Source organism: Streptomyces sp. NPDC005374, assembly GCF_042872225.1.
In the GTDB taxonomy this organism is placed as follows: domain Bacteria; phylum Actinomycetota; class Actinomycetes; order Streptomycetales; family Streptomycetaceae; genus Streptomyces.
On record NZ_JBIAKA010000031.1, the window covers coordinates 1 to 19,518 of the forward strand.

Annotated in this window: 18 protein-coding genes; 9 read left to right on the forward strand and 9 right to left on the reverse strand. The window is 69.8% G+C overall.

Going from position 1 to position 19,518, the window contains the following annotated elements; genetic code table 11:
* Positions 1-357: 357 nt before the first annotated feature.
* Positions 358-999 (reverse strand): DNA-3-methyladenine glycosylase, encoded by a 642-nt coding sequence (locus ACFYRX_RS45160; RefSeq protein WP_389113064.1) that lies wholly within the window; start codon positions 997-999, stop codon positions 358-360.
* 139 nt (positions 1,000-1,138) lie between these two features.
* Here ACFYRX_RS45160 and ACFYRX_RS45165 point away from each other — a divergent pair, with 139 nt between their 5' ends.
* The 3 genes from ACFYRX_RS45165 to ACFYRX_RS45175 all read left to right on the forward strand — a co-directional run bounded on the left by ACFYRX_RS45165 (position 1,139) and on the right by ACFYRX_RS45175 (position 3,163).
* Positions 1,139-1,921, forward strand: a complete 783-nt coding sequence (locus ACFYRX_RS45165; protein ID WP_389113065.1) for a sporulation protein — start codon at positions 1,139-1,141, stop codon at positions 1,919-1,921.
* 44 nt (positions 1,922-1,965) lie between these two features.
* Positions 1,966-2,505, forward strand: coding sequence for a YbhB/YbcL family Raf kinase inhibitor-like protein (locus ACFYRX_RS45170; RefSeq protein WP_389113067.1), 540 nt, complete (start codon positions 1,966-1,968; stop codon positions 2,503-2,505).
* Positions 2,506-2,656: 151 nt separating this feature from the next.
* On the forward strand, positions 2,657-3,163 hold the full coding sequence (locus ACFYRX_RS45175; RefSeq protein WP_389113069.1) for an HNH endonuclease: 507 nt from the start codon (positions 2,657-2,659) through the stop codon (positions 3,161-3,163).
* A gap of 133 nt (positions 3,164-3,296) precedes the next feature.
* On the opposite strand, the gene ACFYRX_RS45180 is transcribed toward ACFYRX_RS45175, so the two are convergent.
* The 3 genes from ACFYRX_RS45180 to ACFYRX_RS45190 all read right to left on the reverse strand — a co-directional run bounded on the left by ACFYRX_RS45180 (position 3,297) and on the right by ACFYRX_RS45190 (position 5,690).
* A complete protein-coding gene (locus tag ACFYRX_RS45180; protein ID WP_031060384.1) occupies positions 3,297-4,235 on the reverse strand; it encodes an SPFH domain-containing protein in 939 nt (312 codons plus the stop codon).
* Between the two features lie 131 nt (positions 4,236-4,366).
* Positions 4,367-4,798, reverse strand: a complete 432-nt coding sequence (locus ACFYRX_RS45185) for an NfeD family protein (RefSeq protein ID WP_389113071.1) — start codon at positions 4,796-4,798, stop codon at positions 4,367-4,369.
* A 94-nt stretch (positions 4,799-4,892) separates the two neighbouring features.
* A complete protein-coding gene (locus ACFYRX_RS45190; RefSeq protein WP_328746041.1) occupies positions 4,893-5,690 on the reverse strand; it encodes an ABC transporter ATP-binding protein in 798 nt (265 codons plus the stop codon).
* 139 nt (positions 5,691-5,829) lie between these two features.
* Here ACFYRX_RS45190 and ACFYRX_RS45195 point away from each other — a divergent pair, with 139 nt between their 5' ends.
* A complete protein-coding gene (locus tag ACFYRX_RS45195) occupies positions 5,830-6,618 on the forward strand; it encodes a hypothetical protein (protein ID WP_389113073.1) in 789 nt (262 codons plus the stop codon).
* 132 nt (positions 6,619-6,750) lie between these two features.
* Here ACFYRX_RS45195 and ACFYRX_RS45200 read toward each other — a convergent pair whose 3' ends face one another.
* The 4 genes from ACFYRX_RS45200 to ACFYRX_RS45215 all read right to left on the reverse strand — a co-directional run bounded on the left by ACFYRX_RS45200 (position 6,751) and on the right by ACFYRX_RS45215 (position 9,366).
* On the reverse strand, positions 6,751-6,990 hold the full coding sequence (locus tag ACFYRX_RS45200; protein ID WP_389113075.1) for a chaplin family protein: 240 nt from the start codon (positions 6,988-6,990) through the stop codon (positions 6,751-6,753).
* A gap of 194 nt (positions 6,991-7,184) precedes the next feature.
* Entirely contained in the window at positions 7,185-7,430 is a 246-nt protein-coding gene (gene chpE / locus ACFYRX_RS45205; protein ID WP_389113077.1) for a chaplin ChpE, read from the reverse strand.
* A 156-nt stretch (positions 7,431-7,586) separates the two neighbouring features.
* Positions 7,587-8,228, reverse strand: a complete 642-nt coding sequence (locus ACFYRX_RS45210) for a response regulator (protein ID WP_389113079.1) — start codon at positions 8,226-8,228, stop codon at positions 7,587-7,589.
* On the reverse strand, positions 8,221-9,366 hold the full coding sequence (locus ACFYRX_RS45215) for a GAF domain-containing sensor histidine kinase (protein WP_389113080.1): 1,146 nt from the start codon (positions 9,364-9,366) through the stop codon (positions 8,221-8,223). The genes ACFYRX_RS45210 and ACFYRX_RS45215 overlap by 8 nt, the downstream gene beginning before the upstream one ends.
* Before the next feature lie 335 nt (positions 9,367-9,701).
* Here ACFYRX_RS45215 and ACFYRX_RS45220 point away from each other — a divergent pair, with 335 nt between their 5' ends.
* The 3 genes from ACFYRX_RS45220 (at position 9,702) to ACFYRX_RS45230 (ending at position 12,545) form a co-directional block, all read left to right on the forward strand.
* Positions 9,702-10,400: an SDR family NAD(P)-dependent oxidoreductase gene (locus ACFYRX_RS45220; protein ID WP_389113082.1), complete on the forward strand. Its 699-nt coding sequence runs from the start codon at positions 9,702-9,704 to the stop codon at positions 10,398-10,400.
* Positions 10,397-11,500 carry an S-adenosylmethionine:tRNA ribosyltransferase-isomerase gene (locus tag ACFYRX_RS45225; RefSeq protein ID WP_389113083.1) on the forward strand — a complete coding sequence of 368 codons (1,104 nt, stop codon included), beginning with the start codon at positions 10,397-10,399 and terminating at the stop codon, positions 11,498-11,500. The genes ACFYRX_RS45220 and ACFYRX_RS45225 overlap by 4 nt, the downstream gene beginning before the upstream one ends.
* A gap of 304 nt (positions 11,501-11,804) precedes the next feature.
* Positions 11,805-12,545: a transglycosylase SLT domain-containing protein gene (locus tag ACFYRX_RS45230; protein WP_389113085.1), complete on the forward strand. Its 741-nt coding sequence runs from the start codon at positions 11,805-11,807 to the stop codon at positions 12,543-12,545.
* An 88-nt stretch (positions 12,546-12,633) separates the two neighbouring features.
* On the opposite strand, the gene ACFYRX_RS45235 is transcribed toward ACFYRX_RS45230, so the two are convergent.
* Entirely contained in the window at positions 12,634-15,246 is a 2,613-nt protein-coding gene (locus ACFYRX_RS45235) for an FHA domain-containing protein (RefSeq protein WP_389113087.1), read from the reverse strand.
* 239 nt (positions 15,247-15,485) lie between these two features.
* Here ACFYRX_RS45235 and ACFYRX_RS45240 point away from each other — a divergent pair, with 239 nt between their 5' ends.
* Together ACFYRX_RS45240 and serB are read left to right on the forward strand one after the other, a co-directional pair.
* Positions 15,486-18,101: a streptophobe family protein gene (locus ACFYRX_RS45240; RefSeq protein WP_389113089.1), complete on the forward strand. Its 2,616-nt coding sequence runs from the start codon at positions 15,486-15,488 to the stop codon at positions 18,099-18,101.
* Positions 18,102-18,232: 131 nt separating this feature from the next.
* Positions 18,233-19,447 carry a phosphoserine phosphatase SerB gene (gene serB, locus ACFYRX_RS45245; RefSeq protein WP_389113091.1) on the forward strand — a complete coding sequence of 405 codons (1,215 nt, stop codon included), beginning with the start codon at positions 18,233-18,235 and terminating at the stop codon, positions 19,445-19,447.
* Positions 19,448-19,518: the final 71 nt, after the last annotated feature.

A 19,518-nucleotide genomic window follows, 5' to 3' on the forward strand; every position in this document is an offset into this window, starting at 1 on the left:
TGAGTTCTCAAGGAACGGACGCTTCCTTTGTACTCACCCTCTCGGGCTTTCCTCCGGGCTTTTCCCTTCGGTCTTGCGTTTCCGACTCTATCAGATCCTTTCGGGCCTGATTCCCTCAGATCCTTTCGGAACTGATTCCCCGTCGGCGGGGGCGCCTTTCGACATTCACTACGTTAGCCGATCCCCTCTGCAACTCATAATCGAGTTCCGCGAGTTCGAATTCAGACATGCAGGCACGCCGAAATCGCCCCCGCTGAGGGGAAGTCGTAGGTAGTGGTTTGGCCGCTTCCGGCTGCAGGCGATTGCCGTACCCGGGTCAAGCGGCTCGGGCCACGTTACGCATCTTCCAAGAGCGAGTCAACTTGAGCGACGCCTCGGGACATGGGCCCGATAGGGGCTCACCGTCGGGTCGTTGGCGGCCCAGAACCGCCAGGGGTGCACGCCCCCGTCGCCGGCCACTCCGGTCCGTGGACCGTTGAGTACCTGGTCGGAGGGAACCGGGGTGCCGGCGAGCACCCTCAGCGGGGTCTCCCCCGCCCCACACGCGTCCGTGCCGTTCAAGGCCCGGTCCACACCCAGGGCCGTAGCGAGCCGAGCCGGTCCTTTGGCCAGTTCTTTGTCATTTCGGGCTGAGAGTCGACGTTTGCGCGCCAGATCCGCGCCTTCGAGGACCTCGCCGGCGCGGAGCAGGACCGCACTCGCCCGGCCCTCCGGTCCACACACCAGGTTCATGCAGAACCACATGCCGTAGGTGAAGTAGACGTACACGTACCCGGGCGGACCGAACATCACGCTGTTGCGGGGCGTCTGGCCGCGATAGGCGTGGGAGCCCGGGTCGTTCGGGCCGTCGTACGCCTCGACCTCCGTGAGGCGCACCGCGATCGGGCCGTCCGGAGTCGTACGGACGAGGGTGCGGCCTACGAGGTCGGGGGCCACTTCCAGTACAGGGCGGTCAAAGAAGTCCCGTGAGAGAGGGGTACGGTCCGGGGGCGTGATCATGGCGTCCGAGCGTAGTCCAGACGGGTGTGTGCCAAGGGGTGGTCAAGGGTTCGTCCGCTTGCCAGGGTGAGGGCGCGGAACCGACCACGGCCGGATCGCGTTTGTAGGGATCAGGAATCCGCGCGTTGTAAGGAGAGACATGGCGTTCAAGAAGCTGCTCGCGAGCCTGGGTGCCGGTGGGGCTTCGGTGGAGACGGTGCTGACCGAGGTCAACGTCGTCCCGGGTGGTGTCGTCCAGGGTGAGGTGCGGATCCAGGGCGGGTCCGTCGACCAGCGGATCGAGGGGTTGTCGGTCGGGCTGCAGGCCAAGGTCGAGGTCGAGAGCGGTGACCAGGAGTACAAGCAGGACATCGAGTTCACGAAGGTGTCGCTCGGCGGGGCCTTCGAGCTGCAGCCGAACGCGGTGCACTCGGTACCGTTCGGCCTGGAGATCCCGTGGGAGACGCCGATCACGATGATCGACGGGCAGGCGCTGCGCGGCATGAACATCGGTGTGACGACCGAGCTGGCGATCGCGCGTGCCGTGGACTCCGGAGACCTCGACCCGGTCAACGTGCACCCGCTGCCGGCGCAGAAGGCGATCCTGGACGCGTTCATGCACCTGGGCTTCCGCTTCAAGAACGCGGACCTGGAGCGCGGTCACATCCGCGGGACGCGGCAGCAGCTGCCGTTCTACCAGGAGATCGAGTTCTTCCCGCCGCAGCAGTACCGCGGTCTCAACCAGGTCGAGTTGAGCTTCGTCGCGGACGGGAACGCGATGGACGTCATCCTGGAGATGGACAAGAAGCCGGGGCTGTTCAGCGAGGGCAGCGACACCTTCCGGTCCTTCCAGGTGGGTCTGCACGACTTCCATGGCACCGACTGGGCCGGGTACCTCAACCAGTGGCTGTCCGAGGTCGGCAGCAAGCGCAACTGGTTCTAGGCTCGGGAACCGCTGATTCCGGCGATTGATCAGGAGGTACCGAGGTGACCGAGTTCAAGCGGCGGCCGCTCCCCCATGACTTCCATCCGCCCGTGCCGTCGTTCACGGTGACGAGCGAGGACGTGGCGGAGGGTGCATTCCTCAAGGACGCTCAGGTCTACGCGGCCGGCAACACCTCTCCGCAGCTGCGCTGGGAGGGCTTCCCGGCCGGGACCAAGAGCTTCGCCGTGACCTGCTACGACCCCGACGCCCCTACGGGCAGCGGGTTCTGGCACTGGGTGGTGTTCGACATCCCGGCCTCGGTGACCGAGTTGCCGGCGGGTGCGGGGAGCGGGAAGTTCGAGGGGCTGCCGGAGGGCGCCGTACAGGCGCGGAACGACTACGGGTCGAAGGACTTCGGTGGGGCCGCTCCGCCGGCCGGGGACGGGCCGCATCGGTACGTCTTCACGGTGTACGCCGTGGACCAGGAGAAGCTCGGGCCGGATTCCGCTGCCTCTCCCGCTTTTGTGGGCTTCAACCTGCGGTTCCACGCGATCGCGCGTGCCCAGTTGATCGGTGAGTACGAGGTGCCTGCCGAAGCCTGACGTTCATGGGACGTTTGCCCGCCTCTGGTCTTGGAATTGATCAGGGGCGGGCATTTTTATTGCGTTGTCCATCTCGGCGTGCCCGGCCAGAGTTGATCCAAGCCCAAGCCCGCCAGGGGGTGGGCCGGTGCGCACGGGAGGTGGGCTGGTCATGCGGGACACGCTGGTACTGAACGCGAGCTTCGAGCCGCTGTCGACGGTGACGTTGAACCGCGCCGTCGTTCTGGTGCTTCAGGACAAGGCCGTCGTCGAGCAGTCCCATCCCGAACTGCGCATGCGCGGAGCCGCGGTCGACATACCGGCGCCCCGGGTGATCAGACTGTGCAGGTATGTGCGGGTGCCGTTCCGAAGACAAGCCCCGTGGTCTCGGCGGGGTGTTCTGGTGCGTGACCGGCACAGGTGCGCGTACTGCGGGCGGCGGGCGACGACGGTGGACCACGTGGTGCCGCGGTCCAAGGGTGGTCAGGACAGTTGGCTGAACACGGTGGCCTCCTGCGCGGAGGACAACCACCGTAAGGCGAACCGGACTCCGGCCGAGGCGGGGATGCCGTTGCTGCGGCAGCCGTTCGAGCCGACGCCGGCCGACGCGATGCTACTGTCCCTGGGCCATGAGGACTTCTCCGCGCTGCCGGATTGGCTGGCTGGAGAGGCCGCCTAGTCAGCTGCCGGATCGGTTGGGTTGCGGCTGCGGGTTCGTCGTGGCTTGTCGCGCAGTTCCCCGCGCCCCTGGGTACGTCGAGGCCCGCCTTCGCTGAGAAGGCGGGCCTCGTTGTCGTACGGAAATGCCCGCGTCAGTCGATCTTCGGGGTCTCCCGGCGTTCCGAGCCGCCGTTGCCTCCGCCCGAACCGCCGCCGAAGTTGCCGAAGTTGCCCATCGCTCCGGACAGGCCCTTGAGGGCGTCGCCGATTTCGCTGGGGACGATCCAGAGCTTGTTGGCGTCGCCCTCGGCGATCTTGGGGAGCATCTGGAGGTACTGGTAGGAGAGGAGCTTCTGGTCCGGGTCGCCTGCGTGGATGGCCTCGAAGACCGTGCGGACCGCCTGGGCCTCACCTTCCGCGCGCAGGGCCGCTGCCTTCGCCTCACCCTCGGCGCGCAGGATCTGGGACTGCTTCTCGCCCTCGGCGGTGAGGATGGCGGCCTGGCGGGTACCTTCGGCCGTCAGGATCGCGGCGCGCTTGTCACGGTCGGCGCGCATCTGCTTCTCCATCGAGTCCTGGATGGAGGTCGGGGGCTCGATCGCCTTCAGCTCGACGCGGTTGACGCGGATGCCCCACTTGCCGGTGGCCTCGTCGAGGACGCCGCGCAGGGCCGCGTTGATCTCCTCACGGGAGGTCAGGGTCCGCTCCAGGTCCATGCCGCCGATGATGTTGCGGAGCGTGGTGACGGTGAGCTGCTCGATCGCCTGGATGTAGCTGGCGACCTCGTAGGTGGCGGCTCGCGCGTCGGTCACCTGGTAGTAGATGACGGTGTCGATGTTGACGACCAGGTTGTCCTGGGTGATCACCGGCTGCGGCGGGAACGGCACGACCTGTTCACGCAGGTCGATGCGGTTGCGGATGGTGTCTATGAACGGGACGACGATGTTCAGTCCCGCGTTGAGTGTCCGCGTGTAGCGGCCGAAGCGCTCCACAATGGCCGCACTGGCCTGTGGGATGACTTGGATCGTCTTGATCAGGGCGATGAAGACCAACACCACCAGGATGATCAAGACGATGATGACCGGTTCCATCGTGCTCCCCGTGCCCTTCTCCGCCTCGGTGTTCTTCGGAAGATCTTATGGTTGTTGAAGATCTTGCTGGTCGAGTCTGACAGACCGTCGTGTGACGCGTGGTGCGTTCGGTTCAGTTGCATCGTGCGAGGTCACATGATGATCGCCGTGGCTCCCTCGATGTCCACGACATCCACTTCCTGGCCTACGTCGTAGGCCCGGCCGGTGTCGAGAGCGCGTGCCGACCAGACCTCTCCGGCGAGCTTGATCCGGCCACCCGCGCTGTCGACGCGCTCCAGGACGACGGCCTGCTTGCCCTTCAACGCGTCGATTCCCGTGACGAGTTGGGGTCGCTGCGAGCGATGCCGGTTGGCGATGGGCCGTACGACGGCTATGAGGGCCACCGAGACGACGACGAAGACGAGCACCTGGACGACGGCGTCACCGCCGAGTCCGGCCGAGACCGCCGCGGCGACGGCGCCCACCGCGAACATGCCGAACTCCGGCATCGCGGTCACTACGAGCGGGATTCCGAGGGCTGCCGCTGCGACGAGCCACCACACCCATGCGTCGATGTCGTTCACGTGGTCATGGTAGGTCCGGGGGTGCCCCCTCGGACAGGGCGCGATTCAGCGGGGACAGGCTTCTTACCCGTGTTTTTGCGGGTACTTCACTTGATCACGACAGAGGCAGGCCGTGCGCGGTCCAGCGGTCGCCGACCTGTTCGACGACGAGGGGGAGGCCGAAGCAGAGGGACAGGTTGCGCGAGGTGAGTTCGAGTTCCAGCGGACCTGCGGCGAGGACCTTGCCCTGGCGGATCATGAGGACGTGGGTGAAACCGGGGGCGATCTCCTCGACATGGTGGGTGACCATGAGCATCGAGGGGGCGATCGGGTCGCGGGCGAGCCGGCCGAGGCGGCGGACCAGGTCCTCGCGGCCGCCGAGGTCGAGGCCCGCGGCCGGCTCGTCGAGGAGGAGGAGCTCGGGGTCGGTCATCAGGGCGCGGGCGATGAGGGTGCGCTTGCGCTCGCCCTCGGAGAGGGTGCCGAACTTGCGGTCCAGGTAGTCGCTCATCCCGAGGCGGTCGAGGAAGGCGCGGGCGCGCTGTTCGTCGATGTCCTCGTACTCCTCCTGCCAGCCGGCGGTCATGCCGTACGCGGCTGTCAGCACGGTCTCCAGGACGGTCTGGCGCTTGGGGAGCTTGTCGGCCATGGCGATGCCCGCCATGCCGATGCGGGGGCGCAGTTCGAAGACGTCGGTGCCGGGCCTGCCGAGGGTCTCGCCGAGGATGGTGGCGGTGCCCTTGCTGGGGTAGAGGTAGCTGGAGGCGAGGTTCAGGAGCGTGGTCTTGCCGGCGCCGTTGGGGCCGAGGATGACCCAGCGTTCGCCCTCCTTGACCGACCAGGAGACCTGGTCCACCAGAGCCCGGTCCTCACGGACCACGGATACGTCCTGAAGCTCCAGAACATCGCTCATGAGCGCGTTGTCTCCCCTTGCTGTGTGACCGGTGTCGGCGTCTCGGCTGTCGCGTGCGCGCAATCGGCGCAGCCCTCGATGAAATCTACGCCACTGGTCGGCCGCTCCCTTCCATCGGTCCGGTCCTTAGGGTGGGGGCATGCTCTCGGAACCACGCTCTGGACGCCTTGCCGCTTGGGGAAACGGTCTTTTGGCCGGACTTGTCTCACCGGACGACGCCGTACTGGCGATCGTCGGTGACGATGCCGTGCACCGGGTCGAAGGGCTGCCGGGTGAGACGGCGGCCGTCGGTCTGACGCTGGCGCTCGGGCGACTGCGGTCGCTCGGGGTCACCGGCCTGCGGGTCGCCCTGCCCGCTCCCGGGCATCCGCTCGGACTGAGCGGGCCGCCGGAGTTCAACGCGCGGGCGCTGGAGGCGGAGGAGGCGGTGATCTGTCGCGGCCTCGCGCTGGGTCTGGTGCCGGAGGTGTACGAGGCCGGACCCTCGGGTGACGTGCATGTCGAGGTGGTGTGGCATGTGCTGCCGGTGCGGGAGGCACCGCCCGCCGATGTGCCGTCGCTGGGCGAGGCCGAGCGGGAGCTGGCGGAGGCCCTGCGGGAGGCGACCGAAGTGCTGTCGCGGCTGGATGTGGCCGGGTCGGGGCCGGTGGCGGAGGCGGCGCTGAATGCGTACCGGGCTCGGGCCGAGCGGGGGCGGGAGGTGCTGGCTCCGGGGTATCCGCCTCGGGCGGTACGGGTGCTGGAACTCGCCCAGCGGGTGGGGTTGTTGGTGTCGCTCGCTCAGGAGAACGGGCACGGGGCGGCCGTGACTGCCGGGGAGATGGGAGCGCGGTCCGAGGCGCTGAGGCCGGTGGAGCGGACGGCCCGTAGGGCCCTGGTGGCTGCGTACAACGCGTATGTGGAGGAGCTGGAGCGAGGGGTGCGGTGAGTTGTGCGGGTGCGGGTGCGTCGTGGCTGGTCGCGCAGTTCCCCGCGCCCCTGAAAGCAGGTGGGTGCGGGGAACACCAAGGGCCCCACAAGTCTCCGTCGACTTGTGGGGCCCGGCGGCTCGGATCCGACGTCAGTCGTTCACGCCCGTGTTGCCGAAGGCCGGGTTCAGCAGGGCGATGACGTTGGCGGTGTTGCCGACCACGTTCACCGGGACGTGCACCGGGACCTGGACGAGGTTGCCCGAGCCGACACCCGGCGACTTCACGGCCGCGCCGTCGGCACCCGCGTCGGCGACAGCGGCACCGGCAGCGGCACCCGTGGCGATACCGGCGACGGTGAGGGCCACGGCGGCCTTCTTGGCGATGTTCATGAGAAGCGTTCCTCCTGCGTTTGCGTGTCCGACCCGGCCGGGGGTCGTGGCTGGTCAACGCGGGAGAGATACCGGACGGTACGGAGATTCGAGCAGGACTGACCGTTCGGATCATTCGCACGACAAACGGACCGGCCTCCCGGGTGCGCGGGGCGCCCGGGAGGCCGAAGTCACTGCTCGCTCGGCGAGGGGAGTCAGTGGTTGATGCCGAGGTTGCCGAAGGCGGGGTTCAGCACGCCGATGACGTTGACGCTGTTGCCGACCGCGTTCACCGGGACGTCCACCGGGGCCTGGACGAGGTTGCCCGAGACGACGCCGGGCGAGCCCACGGCGTTGCCGTCGGCGTGCGCCCCGTCGGTGGCGGAGGCCATACCGGCACCGGCGGCGATCAGCCCGCCGGCCACCATCGTCACGGCCGCTGCCTTCTTCAGGTTCTTCACTTCTGAGCCCTCCTAGCGATTGCCGCGGCAGTCGCCGCAGCACGCACTGGAGAACGGCGGAGATCCACGAAGGATGCGCCATCCGGGGGACATTCCCACGACGGTATGAATCTCACTCCGGAGCGGAACCCTCCGTATTGCCGAACACCCGTCGGATCAACCCGCCATTCCGTGGCGAACCGCCCAGAGTGCCGCCTGTGTCCGGTCCGCCAGGTCGAGCTTCATGAGGATGTTCGAGACATGGGTCTTGACGGTCTTCTCGGAGAGGACCAGCGCGCGGGCGATCTCCCGGTTGGAGCGACCGTCGGCGATCAGCATGAGCACCTCGCGCTCCCGCTCGGTGAGTGAACCGCCTCGGCCCTGGCCGGAGTTGTTCCCCTCCTGGGACAACAGGACGCCCGCGACCTCGGGTTGGAGCAGGATGTGGCCCGCGTGGACGGACCGGATGGCGCCGGCCAGGGCGTCGGGGTCGACGTCCTTGTAGACGTATCCGGCGGCGCCTGCGCGCAGGGCCGGGACCACGGTGCGCTGTTCGGTGAAGCTGGTGACGACCAGCACGCGCGCGGGGTTGTTCAGTTCGCGGAGTCTGCGCAGCGCGTCGATGCCGTCCACGCCCGGCATCTTGACGTCCATGAGGATGACGTCGGGCTTCAGCTCCTCCGCGCGGTCCACGCCCTCGGCACCGTCGGCGGCCTCGCCCACGACCTCTATGTCGTCCTGCACTTCCAGGAAGGTGCGCAGGCCCCGGCGGACGACCTGGTGGTCGTCGACGAGCAGGACCCTGATCGCGTCAGCCACCGGGTACCTCCATCTCGATCGTGGTGCCCTTGCCGGGCGCCGACTCAATGGTCAGCGTGCCGCCTACTCCGCTCGTCCGGTCCCGCATGGAGACCAGGCCGAGGTGACGTCCCGCACGGCGGATCGCCTTCGGTTCGAAGCCGCTGCCGTCGTCCGTGACACGCAGGACGGCTCCGCCGCCGCAGCGGTCCACCGTCACATCGACATGTGCGGCCCCCGAGTGCCGCAGCGCGTTGTGCAGGGCCTCCTGGGCGACGCGGAGCATGGCCTCCTCCTGCGCGGCGGGCAGCGCGCGGAAGCTGCGGGCCGCGAAGGTCACCCGCGCGGTGTGGGCACGGTCCAGGACCTGGATGTGGGTGCGCAGGGTGGCGGTCAGACCGTCCTCGTCCAGGGCCGCGGGGCGCAACTCGACCACGGCGGCGCGCAGTTCGTCGGCGGCCTCGGCGGCGAGCACGGCCACCTGCTGCAGCTCGCCCTTGGCGCGGGACGGGTCGCGGTCCACGAGGGCGGCGGCGGCCTGGGCGGTCAGGCGCAGGGAGAAGAGCTTCTGGCTGACCGCGTCGTGCAGTTCGTGAGCCAGGCGGGAGCGCTCCTCGGTGATCGTGAGTTCGCGGCTGCGTTCGTAGAGGCGGGCGTTGGTGAGGGCGATCGCGGCGTGCTGGGCGAGGATCGAGAGAAGTTCCTCGTCGTCCTCGGTGAAGCCGCAACCGCCTTGCGGCTTGGGGCAGTTCTTGTTGGCGAGGAAGAGGGCGCCGATGACCTCGTCGCCGTCCCGGATCGGCAGACCCAGGAAGTCGACCAGGTCCGGGTGGGCGGACGGCCAGCCCCCGAAGCGGGGGTCCTCGCGGACGTCGGCGAGGCGCTCGGGGGTGGCCTCGTGGAGCATCGCGGCGAGGATGCCGTGCTGACGCGGGAGCGGGCCGATGGCCTTCCACTGCTCGTCGCTGACGCCGTCGACCACGAACTGGGCGAAGCCGCCGTGGTCGTCCGGGACGCCGAGGGCGGCGTACTGGGCGTCGAGCAGCTCTCGGGCGGAGGCGACGATCGTCTTGAGGACGTCGCGCACCTCCAGGTGCCTGCTCATGGCCAGCAGCGCGGAGCTCACCGCGGCGAGGCCGGTCCGGGGGCCTTGACTCATGACCTCACGGTACCGGCGGGGTGTGACAGCGGGATCGGACCGGTGACGGCCTCCGGCTAGGGCGCGGGACCTAGGACCTGTCCGGTGGACATGCCGGCGCCGCAGGTCGTGGCCCGCGCATCTGCGGCGTTTTCGTCGGTTGCCTGCCTTCGGCTCGGTCGGGCCGCACTGTTTGGTGCAGCCGGACGGTCCTCTGGGCCCGCGGTCGGTGGGCCGGCGGCGTAGGACGAAGGGCCCCGCTGTGTCGGGACCCGCGTCCGAGGCGGGACTGGGGGCCGTCTTCCTACGGTGAGGTCACCGCCCGGTGGTGGCGGTGGGAGACGAGAGGGCGTGCCATGCCGGTTGCGATCATCACGGGGGCCTCGAAGGGGCTGGGGCGGGCGCTCGCCGAGGCCCTGGCCGCGCGGGGCTGGGATCTGGTGCTCGACGCCAGGAGCGAGGAGGTGCTGCGGGAGACCGCGGCCGTGCTGAGCGGGCGGGGAGTCCGGGTGACGGCTCTGCCCGGCGATGTCACGGACCCGGCGCACCGCTCCGAGCTGGTGGCCGCGGCCTGGAGGCTCGGCGGGGTCGATCTGCTGGTGAACAACGCGAGCGCGCTGGGCGCCGAACCGCTGGCGCGTCTGGAGGGGCTGGCTCTGGACGGGCTGCGCCGCGCGTTGGAGGTGAATGTCGTGGCGGCACTGGGCCTGGTTCAGGAGGCGCTGCCGCTGCTGCGGGCCGCGGAGGGCGGGGCGGTGATCTCCGTCAGCTCGGACGCGGCTGCCGAGGCCTACGAGACGTGGGGTGGTTACGGGGCCTCGAAGGCCGCCCTGGACCATCTCATGGCGGTGCTGGGCGAGGAGGAGCCTCGGCTGCGGATGTGGGCCGTCGACCCCGGGGACATGGCTACGGACCTGTACGCGGCGGCCGTACCGGAGGACCGGGATCCGCGGCCCGCGCCGGCCAGTGTGGTGCCCGCCTTTCTGCGGCTGCTGGACGAGCGGCCGGTGAGTGGGCGCTACGGGGCGCCGGCGCTGCTGGAGGGCCGGCGATGACGCTGACGGTGCGGGTGCCGGAGGAGCTGTCGGCGCGCATGCCGGCCGAGCAGCGTGGTCCCGGGCTCGACCGGGATGCCGTACGGCTGCTGGTGTCGCGTGGGACAGAGGTGTCGCACCACGGGTTCGGGGAGTTGCCGGGTCTGCTGCGGGCCGGGGACCTGCTCGTCGTGAACACCTCGCCCACGCGGGCCGCCGCCGTGGACGCGTGGACCGGGCACACACGCGTGGTGGTGCACTTCTCGGTGCTCGGGGACGACGGGCGGTGGGCCGTCGAGCTGCGGGAGCCGGACGGAACGGGCACCACGCGTGCGCGTGCGGGCGGTCCCGCGGGAACGGAGGTGCGGCTGCCCGGGGGTGTCCGGCTGGTCCTGGAGGAGACGCTGAGCGGGGCCAGCGGTCGGCTGTGGTGGGCTCGGGTGACGGGGGCGTCGGGCATCGGGGCCGCCGGCCTGGCGGTGCATCGCCTGCTCCGTGAGTACGGGCGGCCCATTCGCTATTCCTACACGGAGCGGGACCAGCCGCTGTCCGTCTACCAGACGGTCTTCGCGCTTCCCTCCCCGGACGGCTCCGGAAGCGCCGAGATGCCCAGTGCCGCCCGGCCCTTCACCGCACGGCTGGTGGCGGAGCTGGTGAGCCGGGGTGTGCAGTTCGCGCCGGTCTCTCTGCACACGGGGGTGGCCTCGGCGGAGGCGCACGAGCCGCCGTATCCGGAGCGGTACTCGGTGCCGGGGGCCTCCGCGCGGCTGATCAACGCGGTGAAGGCCGGGGACGGCAGGGTCGTCGCCGTCGGGACGACCGCCGTGCGGGCCGTGGAGTCGGCGTCCGGGGCCGACGGGGTCGTACGCGCGCGTGACGGATGGACGGACCTCGTGGTGAACCCGGAGCGCGGGGTGCGGGTGGTGGACGGGCTGCTGACCGGGCTGCACGAGCCGGAGGCCTCTCATCTGCTGATGCTGGAGGCGGTCGCGGGGCGGGCGGCGGTCGACCGTGGCTACGAGGAGGCACTGCGCGGGCTCTACCTGTGGCACGAGTTCGGGGACGTGCATCTCCTCCTTCCGGAGGAGGGTCCTCACACAGAGCATTGCTGCAGCAACTAGCGGTGAGACGGGCTCCCGCTCGGTGTGAGCCCGCGCATAGGGCGCACATCACGTACGAAGGCAGATAGGAGACACAAGCTTCCGTCGTGAACGGGACAGACGTTCCAGTCTGTCCCGTTTTGCCATCCCCCGGTCCACTACCCGGGATCGTACGTCACACCTTTGCCCTGGCATTTTGCGGCCGCTAAGAATGGCTCTCGTCGCTCAGCGCCGTGGGTTCAGCCCGCGGCGTTTGTGCCGAAAGCACCCGTGTCCACCGCCGGACAGCGAGCGACCTCCGCGCTATTCGAAGAGGTCCATCCGCATGCCCAAGAACACCTTCACCCGTGGTCATAGTCGTGCGCTGACGAAGCGCCACAAGATCGCCGCAGCCGGTGTCGCCACGCTCGGCGCCGCCGCCATCGCGTTCAGCGCGGTGCCTGGCAACGCGGAGACCACCACGTCCGAGGCGGCCACCTCCTCGGTCCCGGTGACGTACACCTCCGAGCAGCTCAAGGGCCTCCACGCGGACGTAAGCGAGCAGCTCGCCGCCAAGAGCCTCCCGGGCAAGGCCGCCGAGGCGAAGGCCAAGGCGGAGGCGAAGGCCAAGGCCGCTGCCGCCGCGAAGAAGAAGGCCGCCGCCGCTGCCGCCGCCAAGAAGGCCGCGAAGGCACGCAAGGCCAAGGAGGCCGCGAGCCGGTCCGCGCAGCGTGCCAAGCTGAAGGCCGCGGCGACCAAGAGCTACGCCAACAACCTGGACGGCTGGATCAAGCAGTCCCTGGACATCATGAAGTCCAAGGGCATCCCGGGCAGCTACAACGGGCTGTACCGCAACATCATGCGGGAGTCCTCGGGCAACCCGAGCGCCATCAACGGCTGGGACATCAACGCGATCAACGGCACGCCGTCGATCGGTCTGCTGCAGATCATCAAGCCGACCTTCGACGCCTACCACGTGCCCGGCACGTCCTGGAGCCAGTACAACCCGGTCGCCAACATCACCGCTTCCGCGAACTACGCGTTCCACCGGTACGGCTCGATCGACAACGTGAACAGCGCTTACTGAGGCCGCGCGGACCTCTCGTACGCGAAAAGGCGGAAGAAGGGCGGCACCCCTACCGGGGTGCCGCCCTTCGCCGTTGTGGGAGTCCGGGCTACTTGCGCATGACCTCGGGCTCGTGGCGGCGCAGGAAGCGGGCCACGAAGAAGCCGCAGACCACGCCGATGGCGACGAGGGCGATCATGTCGAGGCCCCAGGCGCTGATCGTGTGGTCCCACAGCGGGTCGGTCGAGTCGCCCGGTTTGACGGGCGGGTTGACCTTGTTGAAGTCCAGGGTGGCGCCCGCGGCGGCGACAGCCCAGCGGGACGGCATGAGGTACGAGAGCTCGTTGACGCCGATCTTGCCGTTCAGGGTGAACAGACAGCCGGTGAAGACGACCTGGACGATCGCGAACATGACCAGCAGCGGCATGGTCTTCTCGGACGTCTTCACCAGCGAGGAGATGATCAGGCCGAACATCATCGAGGTGAACCCGAGGCCCATGATCGGCAGGCACAGCTCGGCGAGCGTGAAGTTGCCGAGGACCAGGCCCTCCTTCGGGAGTCCGCGGCTGGCAAAGCCGATGACGCCGACCAGCAGCCCCTGCAGCACGGTGATCACGCCGAGCACGAACACCTTGGACATCAGGTACGCCGAACGGGACAGGCCGGTGGCCCGCTCCCGCTCGTAGATGACCCGCTCCTTGATCAGTTCGCGGACGGAGTTGGCGGCGCCGGCGAAGCAGGCGCCGACCGCGAGGATGAGCAGGACGGTGGTGGCCGTGCTGTTGGGCTCGGGGAGTTTGGTCCTCGGGTCGATCGGCTTGGGCAGCAGGGGGTCGCCGAAGTCGATGAGCAGGCTCACGGCGCCGAGGACCAGCGGCAGGATCACCGTCAGGGCCAGGAAGCCCTTGTCGGACGCGATGACCGAGACATAGCGGCGCACCAGTGTCCCGAACTGGCCCATCCAGCCCTGTGGCTTCGGCGGCTTCATGCCGTGCATCGGAGGCGTCTGTACGGATTGCGGCGCAACGGCGTCGATGTCCGCGGCGTACATCTGGTAGTGCTGCGAGCCCTTCCAGCGTCCGGCCCAGTCGTAGTCGCGGTAGTTCTCGAAGGCGGAGAAGACGTCGGCCCAGGTGTCGTAGCCGAAGAAGTTCAGTGCCTCCTCGGGCGGCCCGAAGTAGGCGACCGCGCCGCCCGGGGCCATCACCAGGAGCTTGTCGCACAGCGCCAGTTCGGCCACCGAGTGGGTGACGACGAGGACCGTTCGCCCGTCGTCGGCGAGGCCGCGCAGCAGCTGCATGACATCGCGGTCCATGCCCGGGTCGAGGCCCGAGGTCGGCTCGTCCAGGAAGATCAGGGACGGCTTGGTGAGCAGTTCCAGGGCCACGGAGACGCGCTTGCGCTGGCCGCCGGAGAGGGCGGTGACCTTCTTCTCCTTGTGGACGTCCAGCTTCAGTTCGCGGAGCACCTCGCCTATGCGGTGGTCGCGCTCCTCGCCCGTGGTGTCGGCGGGGAAGCGGAGCTTGGCCGCGTACTTGAGGGCCTTCTTGACGGTCAGCTCCTTGTGCAGGATGTCGTCCTGCGGGACCAGACCGATGCGCTGACGCAGCTCGGCGAACTGCTTGTAGAGGTTGCGGTTGTCGTAGAGGACGTCGCCCTGGTTGGCGGGCCGGTAGCCGGTGAGCGCCTTGAGCAGCGTCGACTTGCCGGAACCGGACGGTCCGATCACCGCGATGACGGACTTCTCCGGAACGCCGAAGGACACGTCCTTGAGGATCTGCTTGCCGCCGTCGACGGTGACGGTGAGATGACGGGCGGAGAAGGAGACCTCACCGGTGTCGACGAACTCCTCGAGGCGGTCGCCGACGATCCGGAACGTGGAGTGGCCGACGCCGACGATGTCGCTCGGGCCGAGCATCGTCGAGCCGCCCTTGGTGATCGGCTGGCCGTTGACGTACGTGCCGTTGTGCGAGCCCAGGTCGCGGATCTCCATGCGGCCGTTGGGCATCGAGTGGAACTCGGCGTGGTTGCGGGAGACCTGCAGGTCGGAGACGACCAGGTCGTTCTCCAAGGCACGGCCGATACGCATGATGCGGCCGATGGTGAACTGGTGGAACGTGGTCGGGCTGCGGTCGCCGTAGACCGGCGGCGCGCCCGCGCCCGAGTCGGGGCCCTGCTGCTGAGGGAAGCTCTGCGGCGGCTGGTGAGCCTGCTGCGGCTGGTGTCCTTGCTGCGGCGACTGCGGCCGCGGCTGCGAGGGCCGCTGTGGCTGCGGCCAGCCGGACTGCGGGGACTGTTGCGGGACCTGCTGGGGGGACTGTTGCGGAGCCGACTGCTGCGGTGTCTGCTGGGCCCAGCCGGGGCTCGCGCCCTGGACTCCCTGCGCCGCGTACGGCTCCTGCCGGGGCTGGGGCTGTGCGACCGGGGCCGCGGTGCCGGTGAGGCTCAGCAACGGGCCGTCGTTCGCGTTGCCGAGGTGGACGGCGGTGCCGGGACCGATCTCCGTCTGGTGGATCCGCTGCCCGTGCACGAACGTGCCGTTGGTGCTGCTGTGATCCTCGACGACCCAACCGCGCCCGCTCCAGCTGATCGTGGCGTGCCGCCAGGACACTCTGGCGTCGTCGAACACGATGTCGCCCTGCGGATCGCGCCCAAGGCTGTATGGCCTGGACGGATCGAGCGTCCAGGTGCGTCCGTTCGCTTCCAGTACGAGTTCCGGCACTCCAAGCCCCACTGAGTTTCCCCCCGAATCGCCCCTGTCACAGGGAGTGTAGGGATGTCGAACATCGTCAGGAACCATTTCAGGATCTGCCTCCTGACCGAAAGCCGAGCCCTGAGAAGACCACGTTCGCGTGCTTCGGCCGGTTCCGTTGACGGGGTTGAAACCGACCCGGAGAGTGGGTAATCCACGCGAGGGGGACAAGCGCGGTATCGGCCGCGCCGCGGATCGGGGGGTCTGCCATGAGTGCGTCCATGAGCGTCGAGACCGCGAAGCACGGCGGGAAGCTGCCGTGGGGGGACATCGTGCTGTCCGCGATCGCCTCCGTGAGCTGGGCGTTGATCGGGATGGCGGGAACGGCCGCACTCGGTCTGCACCTGCTGGAGGCTGATTCCGCCGCCTCCCTGGGGCCGATGACCGCGGCTGTGGTGGCTCTTGCGTCGGGTGGTTCCGTGACTCCTTCCGGTGACGTGTCCGCGTTCGGGTTGACGGGTGCGGAGGCGGCCACCGCCATCGAGATCACGCCACTGGGCGTCAGCCTGGTCGGCGCGGTGCTTTTGTCATGGTTCTTCCTACGGTCCCTGCGGGGTGCCGGAGCGGTGATCGCACCGTCCGAACTCCTCGCGCGCGCGGGCTCGGTCGTCGCACTGTTCGTGGCGATGCTGGGCGGGCTGGCCTGGGCGGGGCACGACGTCATCACGATCGACGGGGGCGCCCTGGGCCTCGACAAGCTGCCCGGCGCGGGCGGGGGCGGTCTCGACATCCCCGGGCTGGGCGATGTCGGCGACATCGGCGGGCTGCTTCCCGACCAGATCGGCAACCTCATCGACGCGAAGGCCGCGGTCGGCTTCACCGTGGACACCGTGCCGACGCTGCTGGGCGGGTTCGGCTGGGCGGCCGGAATCCTGCTGGTCGCGCTGCTCGCGTCCCGTCGTACGCCGCTGCCGCGCGGCTGGGAGGCCGTGCACCGGGTCGTACGTCCTGCGGTGTCCGCCCTCGTCACGGTGCTCCTGGTCGCGGTGGCCGCGGGGCTCTCGGCGGCGGTGTACGCGGCGATCGGCGACGACCACCCCAAGCGGATCGCGGGAGCGGCGCTGCTCGGGGCGCCGAACGGGGTGTGGCTGGGCATCCCCATCGGCCTGTTCGTGCCCTTCGACGGCAGGGCGACGGGCGTCCTGACGAACTTCCTGCCGGACCCGCTGGACCGGCTGCTCAACTCGGACTCCGAGCAGTCGGCGACGCTGGGGAGGCTGGCGGATCTGGATGGACGGGTGTGGCTGCTGGGGGTCGCGGCGGCGCTGATGATGCTGTTGGCGGGAGTGCTCACCGCTGCGCGAACGCCGGTGGGGGTTCGGGCGGGCGGGGCGGTTGCGGGCGGGAGCGCTGGGCGGGGGGTGGCTGGTGGTCCGGGTGGGGGGCCGGGGGGCATGGGCGGGGCGGAGGCTGGTCACAGGGTCGCCGGTGCCGGGCAGGGGTGGGACTCGGGTTCTGCGGGTGGGGCCGGGGCGGGTACTGGAGGGGTGCGGGATCCTGGGGCCCTTGGTTTCGCGGGGCGATGTGCGGTGCGGTTGGGGGTCGCGACGGCGTTGGCGTTGCCGTTGCTCGCCTGGCTGACGGAGGTGTCGGTGGACGCCTCGCTGTCGGTACTGGGGTTCGACGCGTTCGGCGCCGGGGTCGAGTTGCGGGGACAGCTCGGCATGGCGGTGCTGCTCGGGGCGCTGTGGGGCGCGGGGGCGGGGGCCGCGGGGGCGCTGCTGGCCCGGGCGACGGGAGCGGCGGGGTCGCGGGCGGCGGGGCTGGCACTGCGTGACTTGGTGGAGGCGGGGGCCGCAGCGGGAGCGGGTCCGAGTACAGGGGCGTCGGGGGGCCGGGAGGCCGGGCCGGCTGGTGGGCCGCGGTATGCGGGTGGGGGGTACGCGAGCGGGGCCGGGTCGTCCTCGGGTGGGTCCAGGGCGTATGACGGCGGACGGTCCGGGTCGTACGACGGCGCGTCGAACTCGTACGAAGGGGAGGAGGCGACGCCGTACGGGGGCGGGGCACGGTCGTACGACGTGGGCGGGGCCGGAGCGTATGGCGGGGGCGGGACCGGAGCGTATGACGGTGGGGCGATGCCCTACAGCGGTGGGTCGGGGCCGTATGGCGGCCGGGCGGAGCCGAACAGCGGTTCGGCGCAGCAGTACCGGGCCGAGCCGGACCCGAACAGCGGCCCGCCGGTGCCGAACAGCAATGAGACGCAGCAGCCGTACCGGGGTGAGGCGGGGGCTCACCGCGGTGAAGCGGGGCCCTATGTGCCCGGTACGCCCTATCGGCCTCCGAACCCGGTGACGAACCCGTACCTGCGGGTGCCGGAGGCGGTGCGTGGGCCGGAGGATGCTCGGCCCTGGGACGGGCGGGCGCCGGGGTCCGAGGACCGTCGGCGCGAACCGGACCCGGAGAACGGCGGGCAGGGGTCGCGCCGTGAGGATCGTCGGGGAGAACCCGGACCGGAGGGTTCGCGAGCATCGGGCGAGGGGTCAGGAGCGTCCGCTGGGTACGGGCAGGGCGAGAGGACGGAGGGGTCCGGGGGCAGCGGCCGGCCGCGGGATGCGGTGCGGCCTCCTGAGGAGAACTCCCGGCCGGCGGACGAAAGGCGGCGACCCGACGGTCCGCCACCGCCCGACAACGTCTACGGCGCCCCGACCGTGGCCCGGCCGATCGACCAGCCCTCCCGTTCACCGCAACGCTCCCCCGGGCAGCGGCCCGGCGGCCGACGGCCCTCCTCCGGGGACGAGGGCCGACAGTCACCACCGCCTCCGCCCCCTCCCCCACCACCCCCGCCACCCCCGCCACCCCCGGGAAAGCCGAAGGGACGGCGCTGACCCGAGGGGCCAAAGCGAAGTCGTGTCCGGTATGTAAGGATCACGCCATCCTTTCGACACCGAGTGTTCCTTGTCCGTCAGACGGACCGCAGGAGCAGAAGGCACTGGGTGCCGGATACGGTGGGAACACCATGAGCGCTTCACAGACCTCGCCCTCCGACGCCCCCACCCTTCTCGTCAAGATCTTCGGGAAGGACAGGCCGGGTATCACGGCCGGCCTGTTCGACACCCTCGCCGCCTACTCGGTCGACGTGGTCGACATCGAGCAGGTCGTCACCCGTGGCCGAATGGTGCTGTGCGCGCTCGTGACCGCGCCGCCCCGCGCGCTCGAGGGTGATCTGCGGGCGACCGTCCACAGCTGGGCGGAGTCGATCAAGATGCAGGCGGAGATCATCTCCGGTCTCGGCGACAACCGGCCGCGAGGGCTGGGACGTTCACTGGTCACCGTGCTCGGTCACCCCCTCACCGCGGAGGCGACCGCGGCGATCGCCGCCAAGATCGCCAAAGCCGGCGGCAACATCGACCGTATCTTCCGGCTGGCCAAGTACCCGGTCACGGCGGTCGAGTTCGCGGTGTCCGGCGTGGAGACCGAGCCGCTGCGCACCGCCCTGGTGACGGACGCCGGCAAGCTCGGTGTCGACGTGGCCGTGGTCGCCGCCGGTCTGCACCGCAGGGCCCAGCGGCTCGTGGTCATGGACGTGGACTCCACACTCATCCAGGACGAGGTGATCGAGCTCTTCGCCGCGCACGCCGGCTGCGAGGACGAGGTCGCCGAGGTGACGGCCGCCGCGATGCGGGGTGAGCTGGACTTCGAGCAGTCGTTGCACGCGCGCGTGGCGCTCCTGGAGGGGCTGGACGCCTCCGTCGTGGACAAGGTGCGCAGCGAGGTACGGCTGACGCCGGGCGCGCGCACCCTCATCCGTACGCTGAAGCGGCTCGGCTTCCAGGTCGGTGTCGTCTCCGGCGGGTTCACCCAGGTCACCGACGATCTGAAGGAACGTCTCGGGCTGGACTTCGCCCAGGCCAACACGCTGGAGATCGTCGACGGAAAGCTCACCGGCAAGGTCACCGGGGAGATCGTGGACCGGGCGGGCAAGGCGCGGCTGCTGCGCCGGTTCGCCGCCGAGGTGGGGGTGCCGCTGTCCCAGACGGTGGCGATCGGGGACGGTGCCAACGACCTGGACATGCTGAACGCGGCCGGACTCGGTGTCGCCTTCAACGCCAAGCCGGTGGTGCGGGAGGCCGCGCACACCGCGGTGAACGTGCCCTTCCTGGACACGGTGCTCTACCTGCTGGGCGTCACTCGCGAAGAGGTGGAGGCGGCGGACGCGCACGAGGAGGACTGACCGACGGAACGACAGGGCCCGGCACCCTCGGGGTGCCGGGCCCTGTCACGTCTCGTCTCGCGCGGTCGGGT